The sequence below is a fragment of the Kribbella voronezhensis genome, assembly GCF_004365175.1.
Classification (GTDB): Bacteria; Actinomycetota; Actinomycetes; order Propionibacteriales; family Kribbellaceae; genus Kribbella; species Kribbella voronezhensis.
Genome location: NZ_SOCE01000002.1, coordinates 1,030,703 through 1,047,631, shown reverse-complemented (window position 1 = coordinate 1,047,631; position 16,929 = coordinate 1,030,703). Strand labels below are relative to the sequence as shown.

The window sequence follows — 16,929 nt, the reverse complement described above, 5'->3', positions numbered from 1 at the left end:
GGTCAAACGGGGACTTCTTGGTGAAACTAGTGGGCCTTCGGGTCGAGGGCGTCGCGCAGACCGTCGCCGAAGAGGTTGAAGGCCAGGACGGTGATGAAGATGGCCAGGCCGGGCCACAACATGAAGTACGGCATCGTGTAGAAGGTCACCGCGTCGGAGAGCATGCCGCCCCAGGACGCCGTCGGCGGGCGGATACCGACGCCCAGGAAGCTCAGCGCCGCCTCGAACAGGATGTTCGTCGGGATCAGCAGCGTCGCGTACACCAGGATCGGGCCGAGCAGGTTCGGCAGCAGTTCGGTGAACAGGATGTACGGCCGCCGGGCGCCCAGGCTGCGGGCGGCGTCGACGTACTCGCGTTCGCGCAGCGACAGCGTCTGACCACGGATGATCCGGCCGATGTAGGGCCAGTTGAAGAAGCCGACGATGAAGATCAGCAGCACGATCCGCAGCGTGTTGCCCTTCAGCCCGAAGGCCTCGTCCGGCATCACGCCGGCCAGCGCGATCGCGAAGACCAGCAGCGGGAACGCCAGGAAGATGTCCATCAGCCGGCTGATCACCGCGTCGACCCAGCCACCGAAGAAGCCGGCCACGACACCCATCGTCGTACCGATGGCGACCGACAGCAGGGTGGCGAAGAACGCGATCAGCAGCGAGATCCGCGAGCCGTAGACGACCCGGCTGAACAGGTCCCGGCCGTTCACCGGCTCCAGTCCCATCAGGTGGTCCCAGCTGATGCCGCCGAAGGTGCCGATCGGCGCCAGCGTGCCGGTCTTGGTGTCGATCAGGTCCTGGTGGAACTCGTTGGGCGGGTCACCGAGCACCTTGACGATCAACGGCGCGAAGACAGCCATCAGGATCAGCAGCCCGATGATGACCGCACCGGCCATCGCGACCTTGTCGCGCTTGAGCCGGGTCCAGGAGATCCGCCACAGCGAACGGCCCTCGATCCGGGTGGTGCCGGCCAAGATGGCTTCCGGATCTCCCGCCGCCGCTCCCCCGGGCTCGACCTCGAGTGGTGTGGTCACGCGATAGCTACCCCTGTCCGAAGTGTTGGTCGTCAGCCACGCGTAGCGGCTGCCGCCTAAACCTGCCGCCATAACCGTCCGGAGTCAAACGCCGGAATGGGTGCGTTGCCCGATCGTGATGACTAGGAAATCGTCCCGTATCGTGGACATCTCGCAGTAAAGCATGGTGTTACACCGGTAGTCGCCACCGGCTCGCGCAGTGTCACAACCGAGGTCACTTCCGCAGTGGCGAGAAGTACACGAACGAGAGCGGATTCAGGCTCGCGCCGACGTTCTCGACGTCCTTGCCGGCCGCGACGGTGAGCCGCCCCTGCCAGGTCGGCAACGCCGGTACGTCGTGCGCCAGGACCCGCTGCAGGTTCTGCAGTAACTCTTCGCGGTCGAGGTTGTTCTGTTCCGCGATCTCCTGATCCATCAGCTTGTTGGCGTTCTGTGACCGGTAGGCGTTCTGGAACACCGCGCCTTCCCGCACGATCGGCACCAGGTAGTCGTCGCTGTCCGGGTACTCCGGGGTCCAGCCGGCGTGGTACAGGTCGAACGCTCCGGCTTTCACCAGCTGCTGGTACTGCGGCCACTCGACGCCTCGCAGGTTCACCTTGAACAGCCCCGAGGCCTCCAACTGCCGCTTCAGCTCCAGCGCCTCTGCCCGGGCGCCAGGGCCGTAGTGACTCGGGGTCCAGCCGAGAGTCAGCGTGACCACGCCGGCCAGGCCGCCCTCGCGCAGGATGCTCGTGGCCGCTGCCTTGTTCGGCTCCTTGTACTCCGCCTTGAAGGCGTCGACATGACCGCCGAACCCCGGCGGGACCACGGAGTACAAGGGCGTGACGTGATCGGCGTACGCCTTCTTGACCAGCGCCGGGCGATCCACGAGCTGCGCGACAGCCCGGCGTACGGCGGGTCTGCGGGCGACCGGCGACTTGAAGTTGAAGGAGAAGAACCGGGTCTCCGCGGACTCCGCCTCGACCACCTGCACCTTGTCGCCCGAGCGGAGCTTGTCCAGGTCGGTCGGGCCGAAGCCGTGCAGCGCCAGGTCCGCCTTGCCCGTGGTGACGGCCTGGGTGAGCGCTGCCGAGTCCGGCACCAGGCTCACCTCGACACCGTCGTTCAAGGCTCCACGCGCACCGCGGTAGCCGGTGAACTTGGCCAGCACCGCCTGCCGGCCCGCCTTGTACGACGTCAGCTGGTACGGCCCACTGCCCATCGCACGGTCGTTGAGCAGCTTCGAGGGCGGGTAGTACTCCTCGTCGACGATCGACGCGGCGGTCGTCGTGAGCAGGTACGGAAGGCGCGCGTCGGGCTTCTTCAGGTTGAACACCGCGGTCAGCTCGTCGGGAGTGGTCACCGACGCGACCGAACCGAACAGAGCGGCGGGGCCGCCCGGCGTCTTCAGCCGGACCATCCGGTCGAAGCTGAACTTCACGTCCGAGGACGTCAGCTCGTGCCCGTTCGGGAACGTGAGGCCCTTCTTGAGGCTGCAGGTGTAGATCGTCGGAGCGTCGTACTGGCAGTCGGCCGCGTCCGGGACCGGGGTCGGCTTGTCGGGGGTGATGGTCAGCAGGGTCTGGTAGAGATTCGCCTGCAGCGTGCGGGAGCCGATCTCGTACGGACCGGCCGGGTCGAGCGAAGTGACCGTGTCCGCGGTCGCGACCTTGAGGATCATGTCCTTCGGCGCCGGTGTGCTGCTGCCCTGGCCGGCCGGATGGTCGGTCTTCCCGCATCCGGTGAGTACTACGGCCAGCGATCCCACCAGTACGCCGGCCACCGCCCGGCGCTTCACCGCGTTCACCAATTCCACCCTCTCGACTTCGCGACCCCGCCCGTGATCGCGGCTGCCCCCGGAGGGCCTGGAAACGCTACCTCCCGGCCCTCCCTAGCACCAAGACGGTACTGCGCGGCAGGCGCACCGCCGCCTGCTGGGCTCACGCCAGGAGTTCGCGGAGAGCCTGCGGAGTGAACTGTTCGAGTGACTCGGCGACCAGCCGACGCGGTGCCGCCGGAATCGTGACCCATTGCGGTACGGCGAGGACGAACGCGCCGGCCGCCGTACCAGCTGCTGTTCCACCCGGCGAGTCCTCGATCACGAGGCAGTCGGCCGGGTCCACGTCGAGTTCGGCGGCCGCGGTCAGGTACGGCTCGGGGTGCGGCTTGCCGTTGCTCACCTCGTCGCCGGCGACGATCACGTCGAACGGGTCGGGCGGCAGATGCGACAGTACGGCGTCGATCATCACCCGGTACGACGCCGTGACCAGCGCGCACGGGATGCCCTCGGCCTTGAGCGCCGTGAGGAGCTCGAGCGCACCCGGGCGGAACACGACCTCTTCCTTCAGGGCGGCGACGACCTCGCCGTACATCCGCTCCGCGAGTTCCTCCGGCTCGATCGCGCCGGCCGGAATGCGCGACATCCACACGTCGACCGCGTGGCTCAGGTCGCTGCCGACCAGAGCGACGCAGTCCTCGACCGTCCAGGTCGCGCCGAGTGCGGTGAGCCGCTCGATCTGGACCCGCGCCCAGACCGGCTCCGAATCCACCAGCGTGCCGTCCATGTCCCAGAGCACCGCTCGCAGTGTCATGACCCAAGTTTCCCTTGCCCCTGTCGCCCCCCGCACGCCGGGTCCGCCTTGCGACAGGCGGCGCGCTGTCCGGCGTACTGGTGGGCAGTTCCATTCGGCGTAGTGGCGACGCCGGCCGCTGTACGAGGGGCGGCGCGCTGTCGGCGTACTGGTGACGCTTGCGCCCGGCGTACTGGTGACGCTTCCGCGCGGCGTACGGGCGACACTTCCGCTGCGGGTGAAAGCAGCCGCGCGCGGTGGGTGATGGACGTAGGCTGGCACCCTGCTCCCGGCCGGGCCGGGAGTCATCAGGAGACGACTAGGACAAGGGGGTGGCGGGAGTGGTAGATCTCGCGAACCTGAGGGACCCGGTCGTGATCGCCGCGTTCGAGGGTTGGAACGACGCCGCCGAGGCGGCCACCGGCGCAGTCGACCATCTCATCGACGAGTGGGACGCCGAACTCGTCACCGCGATCGACCCGGAGGACTACTACGACTTCCAGGTCAACCGGCCGCAGGTCGGGTTCGACTCCGACGGCGTCCGCCGGCTCACCTGGCCGACCACCCGGGTCTTCCTCGCCCGCCCGACCGACACCGGCCGCGACGTCCTGCTGATCCGCGGCATCGAGCCGAACATGCGCTGGCGCGGGTTCTGCCGCGAACTCCTCGAACTCGTCGACGACTCCAACGCCCAACTGGTCGTCGTCCTCGGCGCCCTGCTCGCCGACGCCCCGCACACCCGGCCGATCCCGGTCAGCGCCTCGTCGTCCGACCCCGAACTCACCGCGTCGTGGAGCCTGGAGCCGTCGACGTACGAAGGTCCCACCGGCATCACCGGCGTCTTCGCCGACCTGTGCGGCACCCTCGGCGTACCGGCGGTCTCCATCTGGTCCGCGATCCCGCACTACATCGCCGGCACCCCGTGCCCGAAGGCGTCGCTCGCCCTCCTCGGCAAGATCGAGGCCCTCCTCGACCTCCCGATCCCCGAAGGCGAACTCCCCGAACTGGCCCGCGCCTGGCAACGAGGCGCCGACGAACTCAGCGAAGAAGACCCCGAGGTCGCCGAGTACGTCCAGTCCCTCGAGGAACAACGCGAAACCACCGACCTCCCCGAGGCCACCGGCGACGCCATAGCCGCCGAATTCGAACGCTACCTACGACGCAGAAACACAGACCGGCCGGAGTAGCCCGTACGCCGAACAACCGCCCCGTCGCGCCTCCTTCGTCGGCCGCTCGACTCATCCCGGGACGCGCCCCGTCGCGGCTCAATCGACCGGTTGCGTAGTCCTCGGGGCACGTTTCGCCGTGACTGGAAACTTTTCGTGCGTATATGCAAGTTTGTTTCCAGGCAGCGCAGGACGCGTGGGATCCGAGTTGGTGCCGCACGCCGAAACTCCCAGCCGCCACGCAGGAGCGGCGTTTCGGGGTGGGTTGAGCGGCCGACGTAGGAGGCGCGAAGCCCACCGCGAAACTAGAGCTTGATCCCCAGCAAAGCGTCTACCGCGTCAGCCACCAACGCCGGTGCGGTCGCATCGTCGCCGTTGGTTTCGGCCCACTGGTCCACCGCTGCCAACGCAGCCACCGTGTCGAGATCGTTCGTGAGGGCGGCTCGCACGGCGTCGACCGCCGCCGCGCCATCCGGACCGGTGCCACGAGAGACCGCCCCACGCCAGACATCCAAACGTTCCTGCGCAGCCAGCAGATCCGACGACGTCCAGAACCAGTCGGTCCGGTAGTGGTGCGCGAGCAAAACAAGCCGGATCGCCATCGGGTCCGTCCCGGCGGCTCGCTCTCGCGAGACCAGCACGAGGTTGCCCTTCGACTTCGACATCTTCTCGCCGTCCAGCCCGACCATCGCCTGATGCACATAGGCCCGCGCGAACGGATGCTTCCCCGTCGCCACCTGCGCCCCGCTGGCCGACATCTCGTGGTGCGGGAAGATCAGGTCCGACCCACCACCCTGTACGTCGAACGTCATCCCCAGATGCTTCAGAGCGATCGCCGAGCACTCCACGTGCCACCCCGGGCGGCCCCGTCCGAACGGCGAATCCCAAGCCGGCTCCCCTGGTCGCTCGGCGCGCCAGAGCAGACTGTCGAGCGGATCCCGCTTGCCTTCCCGACCGGGGTCGCCGCCACGCTCGGCGAACAACGCCCGCATCGTCTCCACGTCGTACCCCGACACGCCGCCGAACCGCGGGTCGGCCTTCACAGCGAAGTACAGATCGTCGTCGACGGAGTACACCGCACCAGCCCGCTGGAGGTCCTCGATCGCCCCGGTGACGAGGTCGATCGACTCGACCACGCCGATGTAGTCCTGCGGCGGGATCACCTGGAGGGCGGTCATGTCGTCGCGGAAGAGCTGGATCTCGCGCTCGGCCAGCTCGGTCCACTCGACGCCGGTCGCGGTGGCTCGCTCGAGCAGCGGGTCGTCGACGTCGGTGATGTTCTGCGTGTAGTGCACGTCGTACCCGGCGTCTCGCCAGAGCCGGTTGATCAGGTCGAATGTGACGTACGTCGCAGCGTGCCCCATGTGCGTCGCGTCGTACGGCGTGATGCCGCACACGTACATCCGCGCGGGCCCGTCGGCCGGCGGCGGCACCTCGACCAGGCCGCCCGAAGCGGTGTCGTAGAGGCGAAGACGCCGGGCCGGCCCCGGTACGACCGGGATTTCTGGTTTCGTCCACGCCTGCATGGGACGGAGCCTATCCAGTCAGCGAATTCGCGCCACGATCCGGTTCCGATCCCCGGATCGGCGAGCGCGCGCACCCGTTCATCGGCTAGCCTCCGCCGCGATGAACACGTCCGATGATTTCAGCCCAGCGTTCCAGAAGTTCGGCGCGACCGTGGCGGCTGCCGCGATCCAGCAGCAGGACCTCTTCAACGCCACGCTGGGCCCGAGCAACCGCTGGGCGGACCTCGAAGCCAGGACGCTGACCGGCCCGGACGGCGTACTGGACGGCGTCTCGCTCCTCGGCAGCTTCTCGCACGTCACCGGGACCTGGTTGTGGGGCTGGGCGAATCCGAGCTTCGAACAGACCGACCGGGCGATCGCGCCGACGCTGCGGATCCGGGAGTTCGGCACGCAGTACGGGATCATCGAGTTCACCACCGGCGAGCCGGACCTGAGCAAGTTCCCCGCGCCACACCAAGCAGCGACCACCCTGGCCATCGCGGCCGGCGTCGTCCTCGGCGGGCACGGCACCTGGTCGACCGCGATCAACGACGGCCAGGGCGCCGTCTACCTGCATGTCGACGACAGCAAGCTCCCCACGGCGGGCTTCGACCCGATCGCCACGCCGCGCCTGCTGCTGGCCGCGGTCGGCGCCTTCCCGGCCGACCACCGCCGGGTCGTCCGCGGCTACTTCAAACACTTCAACATCCAGTACGCCGATACGCCGGACGCCATCTCCGGGCAGGGCCCCGACGGCAGCACCATCACGGCCACCTTCGACAGCCGCGGCCGACTCGAACGCACAACCGTCGAGCCCGGCAGCCCAGCAGCGGACTAGAACGCCGGCCAGGGAATCGCCGGCCAGTCGTCGCTCGGCAATGGGAATATCCCCGTCTTCAGCAACGTCGCACACCGCTCGCGGGTCGCCGTGAGCTCGACCGCCGTGATCAGCTCGACCAACTCCTGCCCGAGCTTGCCCGCCAGCTGATCGGCCAGCTTCCGTACGTCCTCCAGCAACTCGTCCGGCACCGGCTCGCCGGCCCAGCCCCACAACACCGTCCGCAGCTTGTCGTCCGCGTTGAACGTGACGCCGTGGTCGACCCCGAACACCCGCCCGTCACCCGGGTCGAGCACATGCCCGCCCTTGCGATCGGCATTGTTGACGATGGCATCGAATACGGCCATCCGCCGCAACGGATCGACCTCCGCATGCACGAGCGTGACCGGGTTGTGCCGGCCGTCGAGTGCGTCCAGTACGCCGACCCAGCCCTTCGGCACGCGGCCTTGCGGGACGATGTCGACCAGTTCGGTCTCGCCTGGCTCGCGCTCGACCTCGTCGATCCACAGCTGCACCATGCCCTCGCCGAGCGGCCCGTCGCGCAGCAGGGTCGGTGGCACCACGGACCAGCCGAGCGCCTCCGATACGACGTACGCCGCGTACTCGCGCTGGGCCAGCGTGCCGTCCGGGAAGTCCCACAGCGGCCGCTCGCCCTGGACCGGTTTGTAGACCACCGTCGCCGAGTCGCCGCCGAGGCTCACCGAGCCCTGGAAGGTGCCGTTGGAAGCGGCCACCAACCGTCCGTGCAGGGACAGTTCCCCGCTGCGGAGCAGGTCGAGATCGATCATTCCGGAACGTGCCTGCGGTAACCGTTGGCGCGCGGGCAGATGTGTCCCTCCGGGTCGATCGGCCGCCCGCAGAACGGGCAGGTCGGACGACCCGACGCCACCAGCGCGACCGCACGCCGGGCGAACGCCCGGGCCTGCTCCTCGCTGATCCGGACGATGAACACCTCGGCGTCGTCGGACTCCAGCGCCGCCGCGACCGGGTCGGACTCCTCCTCGGCCGGGTCGGCGGCGACCACGGCGAACACCTCGATCACGACCTTCTCGGCGTCGGCCTCCCAGGCCAGCGTCATCGTGCCGGCCCGGAACTCCTCCTCGATCGGCTGCTCGAGCGGGTCGGTGTCGTCGGCACCGACCGGCGTGACCGGATCGCGGTCGAACCGCCGGGCCACCTCGTCCAGCATCACGTCGAGCCGCTCCGCGAGCGCCATCACCTGTTCCTTCTCACAGGCCACCGACGTCATCCTGGTCCCGGCCCTGGCCTGCAGGAAGAAGGTCCGGGCACCGGGTTCACCGACGGTGCCGGCGACGAACCGGTCCGGATCGTCATACGAATGCACTACGCGCGCCATTCCCAAACCCTATCTACCGGCCGCCGACCACGGCGTCCGAGGACTGTACTGCGGACTTTCCCGTACTCCGGCTCTTCGTCCCGCGGCCCTTCTTCGGCGCCTCCGGCTTCGGCACCAGCGAGGCGAGTTCGCTGCCGGTGTCGTTCAGCCGGACCAGGAACGGCCGGGTCGGGGTGTAGGTGATGATCGTCGCCGACGCCGTGTCGACCACGATCCGCTGGAAGGTGTCCAGGTGCTGGCCGAGCGCGTCGGCCACGATCGACTTGATCACGTCACCGTGCGAGACCGCCACCCAGATCGCGCCCGGACCGTGGCTGGCGCCGATCGCCGCGTCGTGGGTCCGGACGGCGTCGACCGCGCGCTGCTGCATCCCACGCATGGACTCACCGTTCGGGAAGGTGACCGCCGACGGGTGCTGCTGCACCACCGCCCACAGCGGATCCTTCGCCAACTCGGGAATCTTCTTGCCTGTCCAGTCTCCGTACCCGCACTCGGTCAGGCGCCGATCCGTTGCCGGACGCAACCCGTCGTGATGCTTCGCGATCGCGGTCGCGGTCTGCTTGCAGCGGTCCAGCGGCGAGGTGACGATCGCGGCCAGCGGCAAGGCGGCCAGCCGTTCGGCGACCGCAGCCGCCTGCTGTAGCCCGGTCTCGTCGAGTTTCACCCCTGGGGTCCGTCCCGCCAGCACGCCGGACGTGTTGGCACTGCTGCGGCCGTGCCGGACCAGAATCACCGTGGGCATAGCCGCACGCTATCCGGTCGGGACAAACTTCGGTGCCAGAATGGCCGGGTGATCGTCGACTGCGGGGTGTACGCCGACGGGGTCCGCCGGGAACTCGCCAAGGAGCCGGAAATCGTCGCGCAGGCGATCGACGGCGACGAGGAGTGCTTCGGCTGGGTCGGCCTGTACGAACCGTCCGAAGCCGAGATGACCCGCGTCCAGCAACTCTTCGGGCTGCACGAACTCGCCGTCGAGGACGCGCTGAAGGCGCACCAACGCCCGAAGGTCGAGCAGTACGGCGACTCGATCGTGGTCGTCCTGCGCACCCTCTGGTACCCCGATACCGGTGACGCGGTGGAGACCGGCCAGGTGAGCGTCTTCGTCGGCCGGCGCTACGTCGTCACCGTCCGGCACGGCGAAGGGGCTCCGCTGACCACGGCCCGGGCCGAACTCGAGGAGCGCGCCTCCGTGCTCGGCCACGGCCCCGCCGCGGTGCTCTGGGCGATCTGCGACTCGATCGTCGACGGGTACGAGGAGGTCGCCGGCGCGGTCGAGATCGACGTCGACGAGGTCGAGAGCTCGGTCTTCTCCCCCGAACGCACCAGCGACGCGGAGCGCATCTACACCCTCAAACGTGAGGTGCTGGAGATGCTCCGCGCGATCGGCCCGCTGCGGGAGCCGATGAAGTCGTTCGCACACGCCGCCGTACCGCTGATCAGCCGCGAGGCCGCGCCGTTCTTCCGCGACGTCGCCGATCACGTCGTCCGGGTCGCCGACCAGACGGAGGCGCTCGACACGCTGCTCAGCTCGGCCCTGAACGCCCACCTGGCCCGCGTCTCGGTCCAGCAGAACGACGACATGCGCCGCATCTCCGCCTGGGTCGCCATCGCCGCGGCCCCGACCGCGATCGCCGGCATCTACGGCATGAACTTCCGCCACATGCCCGAACTCAGCTGGCACTACGGCTACTACGGCGTCCTCCTGCTGATGGTCGTCATCTGCACCATCATGTACGCCGCCTTCCGCCGCGCCGGCTGGCTCTGACCCGTACTACGTGGCCGTGATCGTGCTGGTCATCAACAGGATCAGGATCACGATGCCGAGCAGCACCCGGTAGAACGCGAAGACCTCGGTGCTGTGCTTGGCCACGAACCGGATCAGCCAGGCCACCGACGCATAGCCGACGATGAAACTCACGATCGTCCCGACCAGCACCGGCGCGATCCCGACGTCACCGCTCAAGGCGTCCTTGAGTTCGAAGACCGCAGCACCCACCAGCGCCGGAATGCCGAGCAGGAACGCCATCCGGGTCGCCGCGACCCGATCCAGCCCGCGGAACAACCCGGCCGCGATCGTCGCGCCCGACCGCGAGACGCCGGGAATCAGCGCCAGGCACTGGATCACGCCCATCACGATCGAGTCGATCAGCGTGATCTTCTCCAACGGCCGCGTCTTGCTGCCCAGCCGCTCGGCCGCGACCATCACGAACGACCAGGCGATCAGCGACCCCGCGACCCACCACAGACTGCGCAGCGGCCCCGAGATGATGTCCTTCGCCAGGAACCCGACGATGCAGATCGGCAGCGAGCCGACGATCACGAACCAGCCCATCCGGTGGTCGAACTCACCCCGGTGCTCAGGGTTGCGCAGCCCGCGGAACCACGCGACGGCGTACCGGCTGATGTCTTTCCACAGGAACAACACGACGGCCGCGATCGCGCCGAACTGGATCACCGCGGTGAACGCGGTGACCGCCGGGTCGTCGATCTTCAGGCCGAGCATCTTCGAGGCGATGGTGAGGTGGCCCGTGCTGGAGACGGGCAGGAATTCGGTGAGCCCCTCGACGATGCCGAGGATGATGGCGTCCCAGATGGACATGGGGTGTCAGTCACCGATCCCGGCGTGGTCGAGGGCTTCGGCGACGGTGCGGATGGTGGCGATCCGCTCTTCGGCCGTCGACTCGAACGGGGTGAGCGCGACCGTCGTCACGCCCGCTTCGGCGTACGCCGTGAGCTTGTCCGCGATCCGCTCCTTCTGCCCGAGCAGCGAGACGGAGTCGATGAACTGCTGCGGTACGGCGGCCATCGCCTCGCGGTGCTTCTTGGCCAGGAAGAGGTCCTGGACCTCCTTGGCCTCGTCGGCGTAGCCCATCCGGACCGCGAGCGCGTTGTAGAAGTTCTTCTCCCGGCTGCCCATCCCGCCGATGTACAGCGCGGTGTAGCCACGGATCGGATCCGCGCAGGCGGCGAGGTCGTCGCCGACCACGACCGGGACCGACGCCACGACGTCGAAGTCCTCCAGTCCGAGGCCGGCCTGGCGGGTCTGACGGCCCGCCTTGATGTGGTTCAACTGCTCTCCCAGGTACGAGGGGTCGTTGAGGATGCCGAGCCAGCCGTCGGCGATCTCGCCGGCCAGTTCGAGGTTCTTCGGGCCGACGGCGGCCAGGTAGACCGGGACGTGGTCGCGGACCGGCCGGATCGACAGCTTGAGCGCCTTGCCGGGTCCGCCGGGCAGCGGCAGCGTGAAGTGCTTGCCCTCGAACGCGACGGTCTCGCGGCGGAGGGCGGAGTTCACGATCGCAACATACTCACGCGTCCTGAGCAGCGGCTGAGCGAACGGCACACCGTGCCACCCCTCGGACACCTGCGGTCCGGAAACTCCCAGGCCGAGCCGGAACCGGCCGCCGGACAGCCGGTCGAGGGTCGCCGCGGTCATCGCCGTCATGGCCGGCGTACGGGCCGGGATCTGGAAGACGGCCGCGCCGACGTCGATGGTCGAGGTCTGGGCGGCGATCCAGGTCAGCAGCGTGGCCGCGTCCGAGCCGTACGCCTCCGCGGCCCAGGTGACCGAGAATCCGAGCGCTTCGGCCTCCTTCACCAGCCTGAGATGATCCAGATGATCGTCGCCGCCGAGGACGAAGCCGATGTTGAGTCCGAGTCGCATGACAGGCGAGCCTAACGAGCCGTTGTCGGCGGCCCGCAATAGGCTCGGTCCATGCAGCAGCGCTATCTAGGTCACAGTGGCCTCGCCGTGAGCAGGCTGGGCCTGGGCACCATGTCCTGGGGCCGTGACACCGACGAGCACGAAGCTCGTGAGCAGTTGGCCGCCTTCGTCGCTGCGGGCGGCACCCTGATCGACACCGCCGCGGCGTACGGCGACGGTGACAGCGAGCGGCTGATCGGCTCGTTGCTGGGTGACGTCGTCGAGCGCGACGACCTGGTGATCGCCACCAAGGCAGGCTTCTCGGTGCGCCGTGGCGAGCGGATCACCGATACCTCTCGTGGCGCCCTGCTCCGTGATCTCGAGGGTTCGCTGCGGCGACTCAACGTCGACCACATCGACCTGTGGCAGCTGCACACCTGGTCGGACGACGTGCCGCTCGAGGAGACGCTGTCCGCGCTGGACCACGCGGTGAACTCCGGCAAGGTGCGGTACGTCGGAGTGTCCAACTACGCCGGCTGGAAGTCCGCCCGCGCCGTCACCTGGCAGCAGGCGTGGCCCGGTCGAGCGGTGCCCGTCTCCAACCAGGTGGAGTACTCGCTGCTCGCCCGGGACGCGGAGGCGGATGCCATTCGCGCGGCGGGCGGCCTCGGCATCGGCGTACTGGCGTGGTCGCCACTTGGGCGTGGTGTGTTGACTGGGAAGTACCGGACCGGCATCCCGGCGGACTCACGGGCGGCGTCTCAGCATCTGTCCAGATTCGTCGACCCCTACCTCGACGGCCGAGGTTCAGGCATCGTTGAGGCGGTGGCCCGCGCAGCCGACGGGCTCGGCTGGAGTCCGCTCGAGGTGGCGCTCACCTGGGTGCGGGACCGGCCGGGCGTGACGGCCGCGATCGTCGGGGCGCGGACGGCGATGCAGCTGAAGTCGGTGCTGGGAGTCGAGGAGCTGACGTTGCCGCCGGCCATCGCGGCGGCGCTGGAAGACGTTTCGTGAGCTAGTGCGGTGAAGGTGCGGAGGTGTGGATGGCCGAATACGAGCTGCAACAGTTCGAGGTGTCCAGGACGGAGTCACGCGGCGCGGTACGCCGCCTGCTCACCGAGCACGCCGAGTACGGCGGCTGGGAACTGGCCCGCCTCCGGCGCTACCCCGACGGCACCCGCCGCGTCTGGCTCCGCCGCCGCATCATCAAGGTGATGCGCACCCTCTGACCGCTCTTCCGGCCGGTTGAGCCGCGGGTCGTATCAGAGGTCGTGCCCAGTCCCTAGAGGTCGTGCTGGACCCAGACGTTCGGTTCGACGTACACGGCGTGGTCGTGCTCGAGGCTGCAGTGCACCGGGACGAGTGCCTTCGGCACGATGACCTCGCCGGTCTCGTCGAACGGTAGCCCGGTCCACTCCCGCCATTCGTCGAGCGATCCGCTCATCACCATCGAGGCCGGCGCCACCTTGAGGATCTTGCCGCCCGCCTTCACGTGCACCCGCAACCACGGATCCACCGGCAGCCCGTCGTCCCGGAACTGCTGGATGTACTCCGTCATCGGCTGCCTGGCGTCCTGCTTGCCGTTCGGCCGGACCGGCGCGTAGAGCGTCGGGTGCCCCTTCGCCTGCACGCTCTCGCGCATCGCCGCGAGCATCTCGTGCGACAGGCCGCGGCCGAGGTGACTCGGCCTGACGTTGATCTCGAGCGCACTGGAGACGGTCGGCGTACGGCCTCGGCGGTGATCGGTGATGCCCCACTGCAGCACCCTGTCCCAGCCACCCGCCGGAAGCTCGGTACGGTCCTCGTCCGGGAACACGAACGGGATGCTCCGGCCGTGGGCGATCAGCTCACCGTCCTCGGTCGCCACCAGACAGTGCTCGGGAAAGAACTCGAGCACCCGACCGAACAGCGAACCCGCGATCGGGTCCTGCATCATGAACTCCGGCCACCCGCCCTCGAACGCGTACACGTCGTCCAGCAACTCAGGCCGCTCGGCAAGGGTCGTGATCCTGATCATGCCCCGCAGTCTCCCAGGGAGCGCTCTCCCCCGCAGCTCCCTTTCTCTCACTGCCGACCGGTTTCTCAGCCCTGCTCCTACTCACCACCAGTACGCCGATCGCCACCGCGCTCGTCAGCAGGCCGGACCCGACCAGCGTGTGCTCAGCCCCCACCGCCGCGATCACCGGTCCCCCGATCAGCAACCCCGCCGAACTACTCGCATTGACCACCACCGACTGCCCAGCAAGCAACGCCCGGCGCTCAGCTCCAGCCGATGACCTGGTGATCAGGATCGAGACAGCCGCAATCCCGAGCACGACCGTCGTCCCCGACAGCGCGCCGAAGGCAGCGACCGCACCCGGCGTCGTCCACACACCCATCCCGACCCAGCACAAACCCATGCAGGCCCAGGCGATCGCGGCCAGCGGCACCGGCGAGACGCGACGGACGACGGCCAGCGACACCAACGTGCCGAGCAACGCGCCCACGCCGTACCCCGACATGCCGGCCGCCAGATACACCCCAGGCCGCCCCTTCTCCGCACCGATCACCGACAACCCCAGCGTGAAGGAGAACCACGTCAGGCAGCCGGCACCTCGCGCGATCCAGCCGTACAGCACGTCGGACCGCCCGCCCAGACTGCCCCGGATCGACGGCAGCTCAGCGCTGTCCAGAGAGCGCTCTCCAACAACTCTGACCGCCAGCAGCCCTGCTGACACCACAGCCGCGGCCTCGATCCACAGCAACTCGTCCATCAGCCCGACGGCGACGGCAGCCGCGCCGATCGACGGGCCGACCACCATCCCCACTCGCCGGATGCCGTCCTGCCAGGTCAGCAACACGACGGCCTGGTCCGGTCCCCACCGATCCCCGGTATCGGCCAGCAACGCACTACGCCCCGGAGTAGCCAGCGCATCCCCAGACCCCAACAAGAACCCGCTCACGATCAGTACTCCGGCAGACAGCACCCCAAGCGCCGCCGCTCCAGGAACCATCGCCAACGCGAACGCCTGTACCGCGGCAACCACCGCGAGCCGCCGCCCGGAATCGACCCACTGTCGCGCGCGCCGAGCCCACCACGGCGACAGCAACACCGGCACCCCCGCGGCACCGCCGGCCAACCCCGTAGCGGCCACCGAACCCGTCTCCTGCAACACCACCAACGGCAACGCAACCTGTGCGATCCGGAAGGCCAGATCGGCGAAACCGCTTCCCAGCAACAGAAACAGCGCATCGCGTTGAGCTCTCACGCTCCCATCCTCGATCCGGCCCGGCGTCGGCGGTAGCTGGCGGCAACTATCGGCCGGTCATAGTCTGTTCCTATGGCCTCATCACCCTCGGTGGATGACCTCCGGCTCGTCATGACCATCGCCGGCACCGGCTCGCTCGGTACGGCGGCGCGCGAACTGCGCATCTCCCAGCCGTCGGCATCCCAGCGCCTGGCCCGCCTCGAACGCGCCTGTGACACCCAGTTGTTCACGCGCGACACCCGCGGCGCCCGCCCCACCGCCGCCGGCCGCGAACTCGCCCGCCGTGCCGAACACATCCTCGGTCACCTCGACGAGGTCTACGCGGCCACCCGCGCCGCCTCGGCCGGCGACCGGCTCGTCGTCGGCACCTTCGTCAGCCTTGCCCCGATCCTCTTCCCGGTGCTGGATGCCGAACTCCCCGACGTCACTATCGACCAGCAGGTCGACCACGGCCAGCACCTCGCGCAACTGGTTGCCGAAGGCACCATGGACGCCGCGTTCATCGCCATCGCCGACCAGATGGTCCTCCCACGAGGCACCACCGCCCGTACCGTCGGGCGCGACGAGCTCGTCCTCTTCGTCCCGCTCGGTGTTCCCTTGCCCGGCACGGGTCGCCAGCCGCTGAGAGAGCGCGATCTCCCGTTCTCGACGTACGACCGAAGCGGCGACGCCATCCGCGCCCGCCTGATCGCCCTCGGCGCCACAGGCCGCCGCGGCGTCACCCTGGGCACCACCGTCGCCATGGCCCGCCGCCGCTCCCAGTTGGCCCTGGTCCCCCGCAGCGCCCTGTCCCACGAACTCCGCCCGGGCGAACGCCTGGTCCCGGCCCCGTTCCGGCACCGCCTCACCCTCAGCCTGATCACCGCGAACACCCCACCGCCAGCCCTGGTCCGGCTGCTCCCCCGCCTCCGTCAGGCTCTGCACCTAACCCGCTGACCAGCTAGCGTTTGCGCCGTGAGCAGTTACTCAGGCCAGCCGGGACCACCGCCCTCCCAGCCACCGCAGCCTCCCCAGCCTCCCCAGCCGAAGCGAACCCTCACGAGGCTCGCGATCGTCTCCTTCGTCCTCGGCCTCGCGGTGAGCTCGATCTTCATCTGGCGCCTGGTGCACAACATCCCTGCCGAGCCCACCGCGATCGCCGACGGCCCCGTTCGGCTGGAGCGAGCCGGCCTGACCGTCTTCGCCTCATCGCCGGCTCCGACGAACTTCTGCACAGCCAAGGACGAGCACGGCAACAACGTCCCCTTGCAGACCCCGAAGCGATCCGAGAAGTGGGCCGCCACGACACGCACGTACTACGTCGTCGCCCACTCGACGGCCAAGATCCCACCCCAGACCGTCACGATCACCTGCACGGACGCGACCCAGCGGACCTACTTCGTCGGCCAGCGCCACACCATGGGCACCTACCTGGCTCCAGCCCTCACCGCCGTCGGCACCTTCGCGCTCTTCTTCATCATCGGCACCGCCCTGATCATCGCCGACACCGTGAAACGCAAGCGCGCAACCCAGCAGCACCCGTATCCGCCGAGGCCTACCAGCTACCCACCAGGCCCCACCGTCTAGCCCCGCAGCCCGCCACCTCCCCAGCCCCGAGC

The 16,929-nt window shown here is 68.9% G+C and carries 18 protein-coding genes; 7 read left to right on the top strand and 11 right to left on the bottom strand.

What is annotated here, in order from left to right; translation table 11 throughout:
* Window positions 1–26 precede the first annotated feature (26 nt).
* The 3 genes from EV138_RS32100 to EV138_RS32090 all read right to left on the bottom strand — a co-directional run bounded on the left by EV138_RS32100 (window position 27) and on the right by EV138_RS32090 (window position 3,595).
* Complete coding sequence (locus EV138_RS32100; protein WP_238158523.1) at window positions 27–1,025, bottom strand: ABC transporter permease; 999 nt, start codon at window positions 1,023–1,025, stop codon at window positions 27–29.
* Window positions 1,026–1,239: 214 nt separating this feature from the next.
* Window positions 1,240–2,811, bottom strand: a complete 1,572-nt coding sequence (locus tag EV138_RS32095) for an ABC transporter substrate-binding protein (protein WP_238158522.1) — start codon at window positions 2,809–2,811, stop codon at window positions 1,240–1,242.
* Window positions 2,812–2,944: 133 nt separating this feature from the next.
* A complete protein-coding gene (locus tag EV138_RS32090; protein ID WP_133983619.1) occupies window positions 2,945–3,595 on the bottom strand; it encodes an HAD family hydrolase in 651 nt (216 codons plus the stop codon).
* A 320-nt stretch (window positions 3,596–3,915) separates the two neighbouring features.
* Between EV138_RS32090 and EV138_RS32085 the strand changes: the two genes are divergently transcribed.
* Complete coding sequence (locus EV138_RS32085) at window positions 3,916–4,761, top strand: PAC2 family protein (protein WP_133984618.1); 846 nt, start codon at window positions 3,916–3,918, stop codon at window positions 4,759–4,761.
* A gap of 284 nt (window positions 4,762–5,045) precedes the next feature.
* Here EV138_RS32085 and mshC read toward each other — a convergent pair whose 3' ends face one another.
* Window positions 5,046–6,266: a cysteine--1-D-myo-inosityl 2-amino-2-deoxy-alpha-D-glucopyranoside ligase gene (gene mshC / locus EV138_RS32080; protein WP_133983618.1), complete on the bottom strand. Its 1,221-nt coding sequence runs from the start codon at window positions 6,264–6,266 to the stop codon at window positions 5,046–5,048.
* Window positions 6,267–6,366: 100 nt separating this feature from the next.
* Here mshC and EV138_RS32075 point away from each other — a divergent pair, with 100 nt between their 5' ends.
* A complete protein-coding gene (locus EV138_RS32075) occupies window positions 6,367–7,083 on the top strand; it encodes a DUF6882 domain-containing protein (RefSeq protein ID WP_133983617.1) in 717 nt (238 codons plus the stop codon).
* On the opposite strand, the gene EV138_RS32070 is transcribed toward EV138_RS32075, so the two are convergent.
* From EV138_RS32070 to EV138_RS32060, 3 genes are read right to left on the bottom strand one after another with little or no spacing between them, the layout of a single operon-like run.
* Window positions 7,080–7,871 (bottom strand): SCO1664 family protein, encoded by a 792-nt coding sequence (locus EV138_RS32070; RefSeq protein WP_133983616.1) that lies wholly within the window; start codon window positions 7,869–7,871, stop codon window positions 7,080–7,082. The genes EV138_RS32075 and EV138_RS32070 overlap by 4 nt on opposite strands.
* On the bottom strand, window positions 7,868–8,440 hold the full coding sequence (locus tag EV138_RS32065) for a DUF3090 domain-containing protein (RefSeq protein ID WP_133983615.1): 573 nt from the start codon (window positions 8,438–8,440) through the stop codon (window positions 7,868–7,870). Before EV138_RS32065 ends, EV138_RS32070 begins: the two co-directional genes overlap by 4 nt.
* A 13-nt stretch (window positions 8,441–8,453) precedes the next feature.
* On the bottom strand, window positions 8,454–9,182 hold the full coding sequence (locus EV138_RS32060; RefSeq protein WP_133983614.1) for a histidine phosphatase family protein: 729 nt from the start codon (window positions 9,180–9,182) through the stop codon (window positions 8,454–8,456).
* Window positions 9,183–9,230: 48 nt separating this feature from the next.
* Between EV138_RS32060 and corA the strand changes: the two genes are divergently transcribed.
* Window positions 9,231–10,205, top strand: a complete 975-nt coding sequence (corA, locus tag EV138_RS32055; RefSeq protein WP_133983613.1) for a magnesium/cobalt transporter CorA — start codon at window positions 9,231–9,233, stop codon at window positions 10,203–10,205.
* A gap of 6 nt (window positions 10,206–10,211) precedes the next feature.
* Here corA and EV138_RS32050 read toward each other — a convergent pair whose 3' ends face one another.
* On the bottom strand, window positions 10,212–11,039 hold the full coding sequence (locus EV138_RS32050; RefSeq protein ID WP_133983612.1) for an undecaprenyl-diphosphate phosphatase: 828 nt from the start codon (window positions 11,037–11,039) through the stop codon (window positions 10,212–10,214).
* A 6-nt stretch (window positions 11,040–11,045) separates the two neighbouring features.
* Window positions 11,046–12,104: an LLM class F420-dependent oxidoreductase gene (locus EV138_RS32045; protein ID WP_133983611.1), complete on the bottom strand. Its 1,059-nt coding sequence runs from the start codon at window positions 12,102–12,104 to the stop codon at window positions 11,046–11,048.
* A 51-nt stretch (window positions 12,105–12,155) separates the two neighbouring features.
* Here EV138_RS32045 and EV138_RS32040 point away from each other — a divergent pair, with 51 nt between their 5' ends.
* Together EV138_RS32040 and EV138_RS32035 are read left to right on the top strand one after the other, a co-directional pair.
* On the top strand, window positions 12,156–13,097 hold the full coding sequence (locus EV138_RS32040) for an aldo/keto reductase (RefSeq protein WP_112238904.1): 942 nt from the start codon (window positions 12,156–12,158) through the stop codon (window positions 13,095–13,097).
* A gap of 29 nt (window positions 13,098–13,126) precedes the next feature.
* A complete protein-coding gene (locus tag EV138_RS32035; protein WP_077014804.1) occupies window positions 13,127–13,312 on the top strand; it encodes a DUF5703 family protein in 186 nt (61 codons plus the stop codon).
* Window positions 13,313–13,365: 53 nt separating this feature from the next.
* On the opposite strand, the gene EV138_RS32030 is transcribed toward EV138_RS32035, so the two are convergent.
* Together EV138_RS32030 and EV138_RS32025 are read right to left on the bottom strand one after the other, a co-directional pair.
* The gene (locus EV138_RS32030) at window positions 13,366–14,100 is read right to left on the bottom strand and encodes a GNAT family protein (RefSeq protein ID WP_133983610.1); all 735 of its coding nucleotides are present in this window, start codon (window positions 14,098–14,100) and stop codon (window positions 13,366–13,368) included.
* Window positions 14,066–15,331, bottom strand: a complete 1,266-nt coding sequence (locus EV138_RS32025; RefSeq protein ID WP_133983609.1) for an MFS transporter — start codon at window positions 15,329–15,331, stop codon at window positions 14,066–14,068. Before EV138_RS32025 ends, EV138_RS32030 begins: the two co-directional genes overlap by 35 nt.
* A 72-nt stretch (window positions 15,332–15,403) precedes the next feature.
* Between EV138_RS32025 and EV138_RS32020 the strand changes: the two genes are divergently transcribed.
* Together EV138_RS32020 and EV138_RS32015 are read left to right on the top strand one after the other, a co-directional pair.
* Window positions 15,404–16,267, top strand: coding sequence for a LysR family transcriptional regulator (locus tag EV138_RS32020; protein WP_133983608.1), 864 nt, complete (start codon window positions 15,404–15,406; stop codon window positions 16,265–16,267).
* 18 nt (window positions 16,268–16,285) lie between these two features.
* On the top strand, window positions 16,286–16,897 hold the full coding sequence (locus EV138_RS32015; protein WP_133983607.1) for a hypothetical protein: 612 nt from the start codon (window positions 16,286–16,288) through the stop codon (window positions 16,895–16,897).
* Window positions 16,898–16,929 lie beyond the last annotated feature (32 nt).

Bases quoted from the DNA above. Each gene is read 5' to 3' on its own strand.
- EV138_RS32090 (WP_133983619.1), bottom strand. From the start codon at position 3,595: ATGACACTGCGAGCGGTGCTCTGGGACATGGACGGCACGCTGGTGGAT.
- mshC (WP_133983618.1), bottom strand. From the start codon at position 6,266: ATGCAGGCGTGGACGAAACCAGAAATCCCGGTCGTACCGGGGCCGGCC.
- EV138_RS32075 (WP_133983617.1), top strand. From the start codon at position 6,367: ATGAACACGTCCGATGATTTCAGCCCAGCGTTCCAGAAGTTCGGCGCG.
- EV138_RS32070 (WP_133983616.1), bottom strand. From the start codon at position 7,871: ATGATCGATCTCGACCTGCTCCGCAGCGGGGAACTGTCCCTGCACGGA.
- EV138_RS32065 (WP_133983615.1), bottom strand. From the start codon at position 8,440: ATGGCGCGCGTAGTGCATTCGTATGACGATCCGGACCGGTTCGTCGCC.
- EV138_RS32060 (WP_133983614.1), bottom strand. From the start codon at position 9,182: ATGCCCACGGTGATTCTGGTCCGGCACGGCCGCAGCAGTGCCAACACG.
- EV138_RS32050 (WP_133983612.1), bottom strand. From the start codon at position 11,039: ATGTCCATCTGGGACGCCATCATCCTCGGCATCGTCGAGGGGCTCACC.
- EV138_RS32045 (WP_133983611.1), bottom strand. From the start codon at position 12,104: ATGCGACTCGGACTCAACATCGGCTTCGTCCTCGGCGGCGACGATCAT.
- EV138_RS32040 (WP_112238904.1), top strand. From the start codon at position 12,156: ATGCAGCAGCGCTATCTAGGTCACAGTGGCCTCGCCGTGAGCAGGCTG.
- EV138_RS32035 (WP_077014804.1), top strand. From the start codon at position 13,127: ATGGCCGAATACGAGCTGCAACAGTTCGAGGTGTCCAGGACGGAGTCA.
- EV138_RS32030 (WP_133983610.1), bottom strand. From the start codon at position 14,100: ATGATCAGGATCACGACCCTTGCCGAGCGGCCTGAGTTGCTGGACGAC.
- EV138_RS32020 (WP_133983608.1), top strand. From the start codon at position 15,404: ATGGCCTCATCACCCTCGGTGGATGACCTCCGGCTCGTCATGACCATC.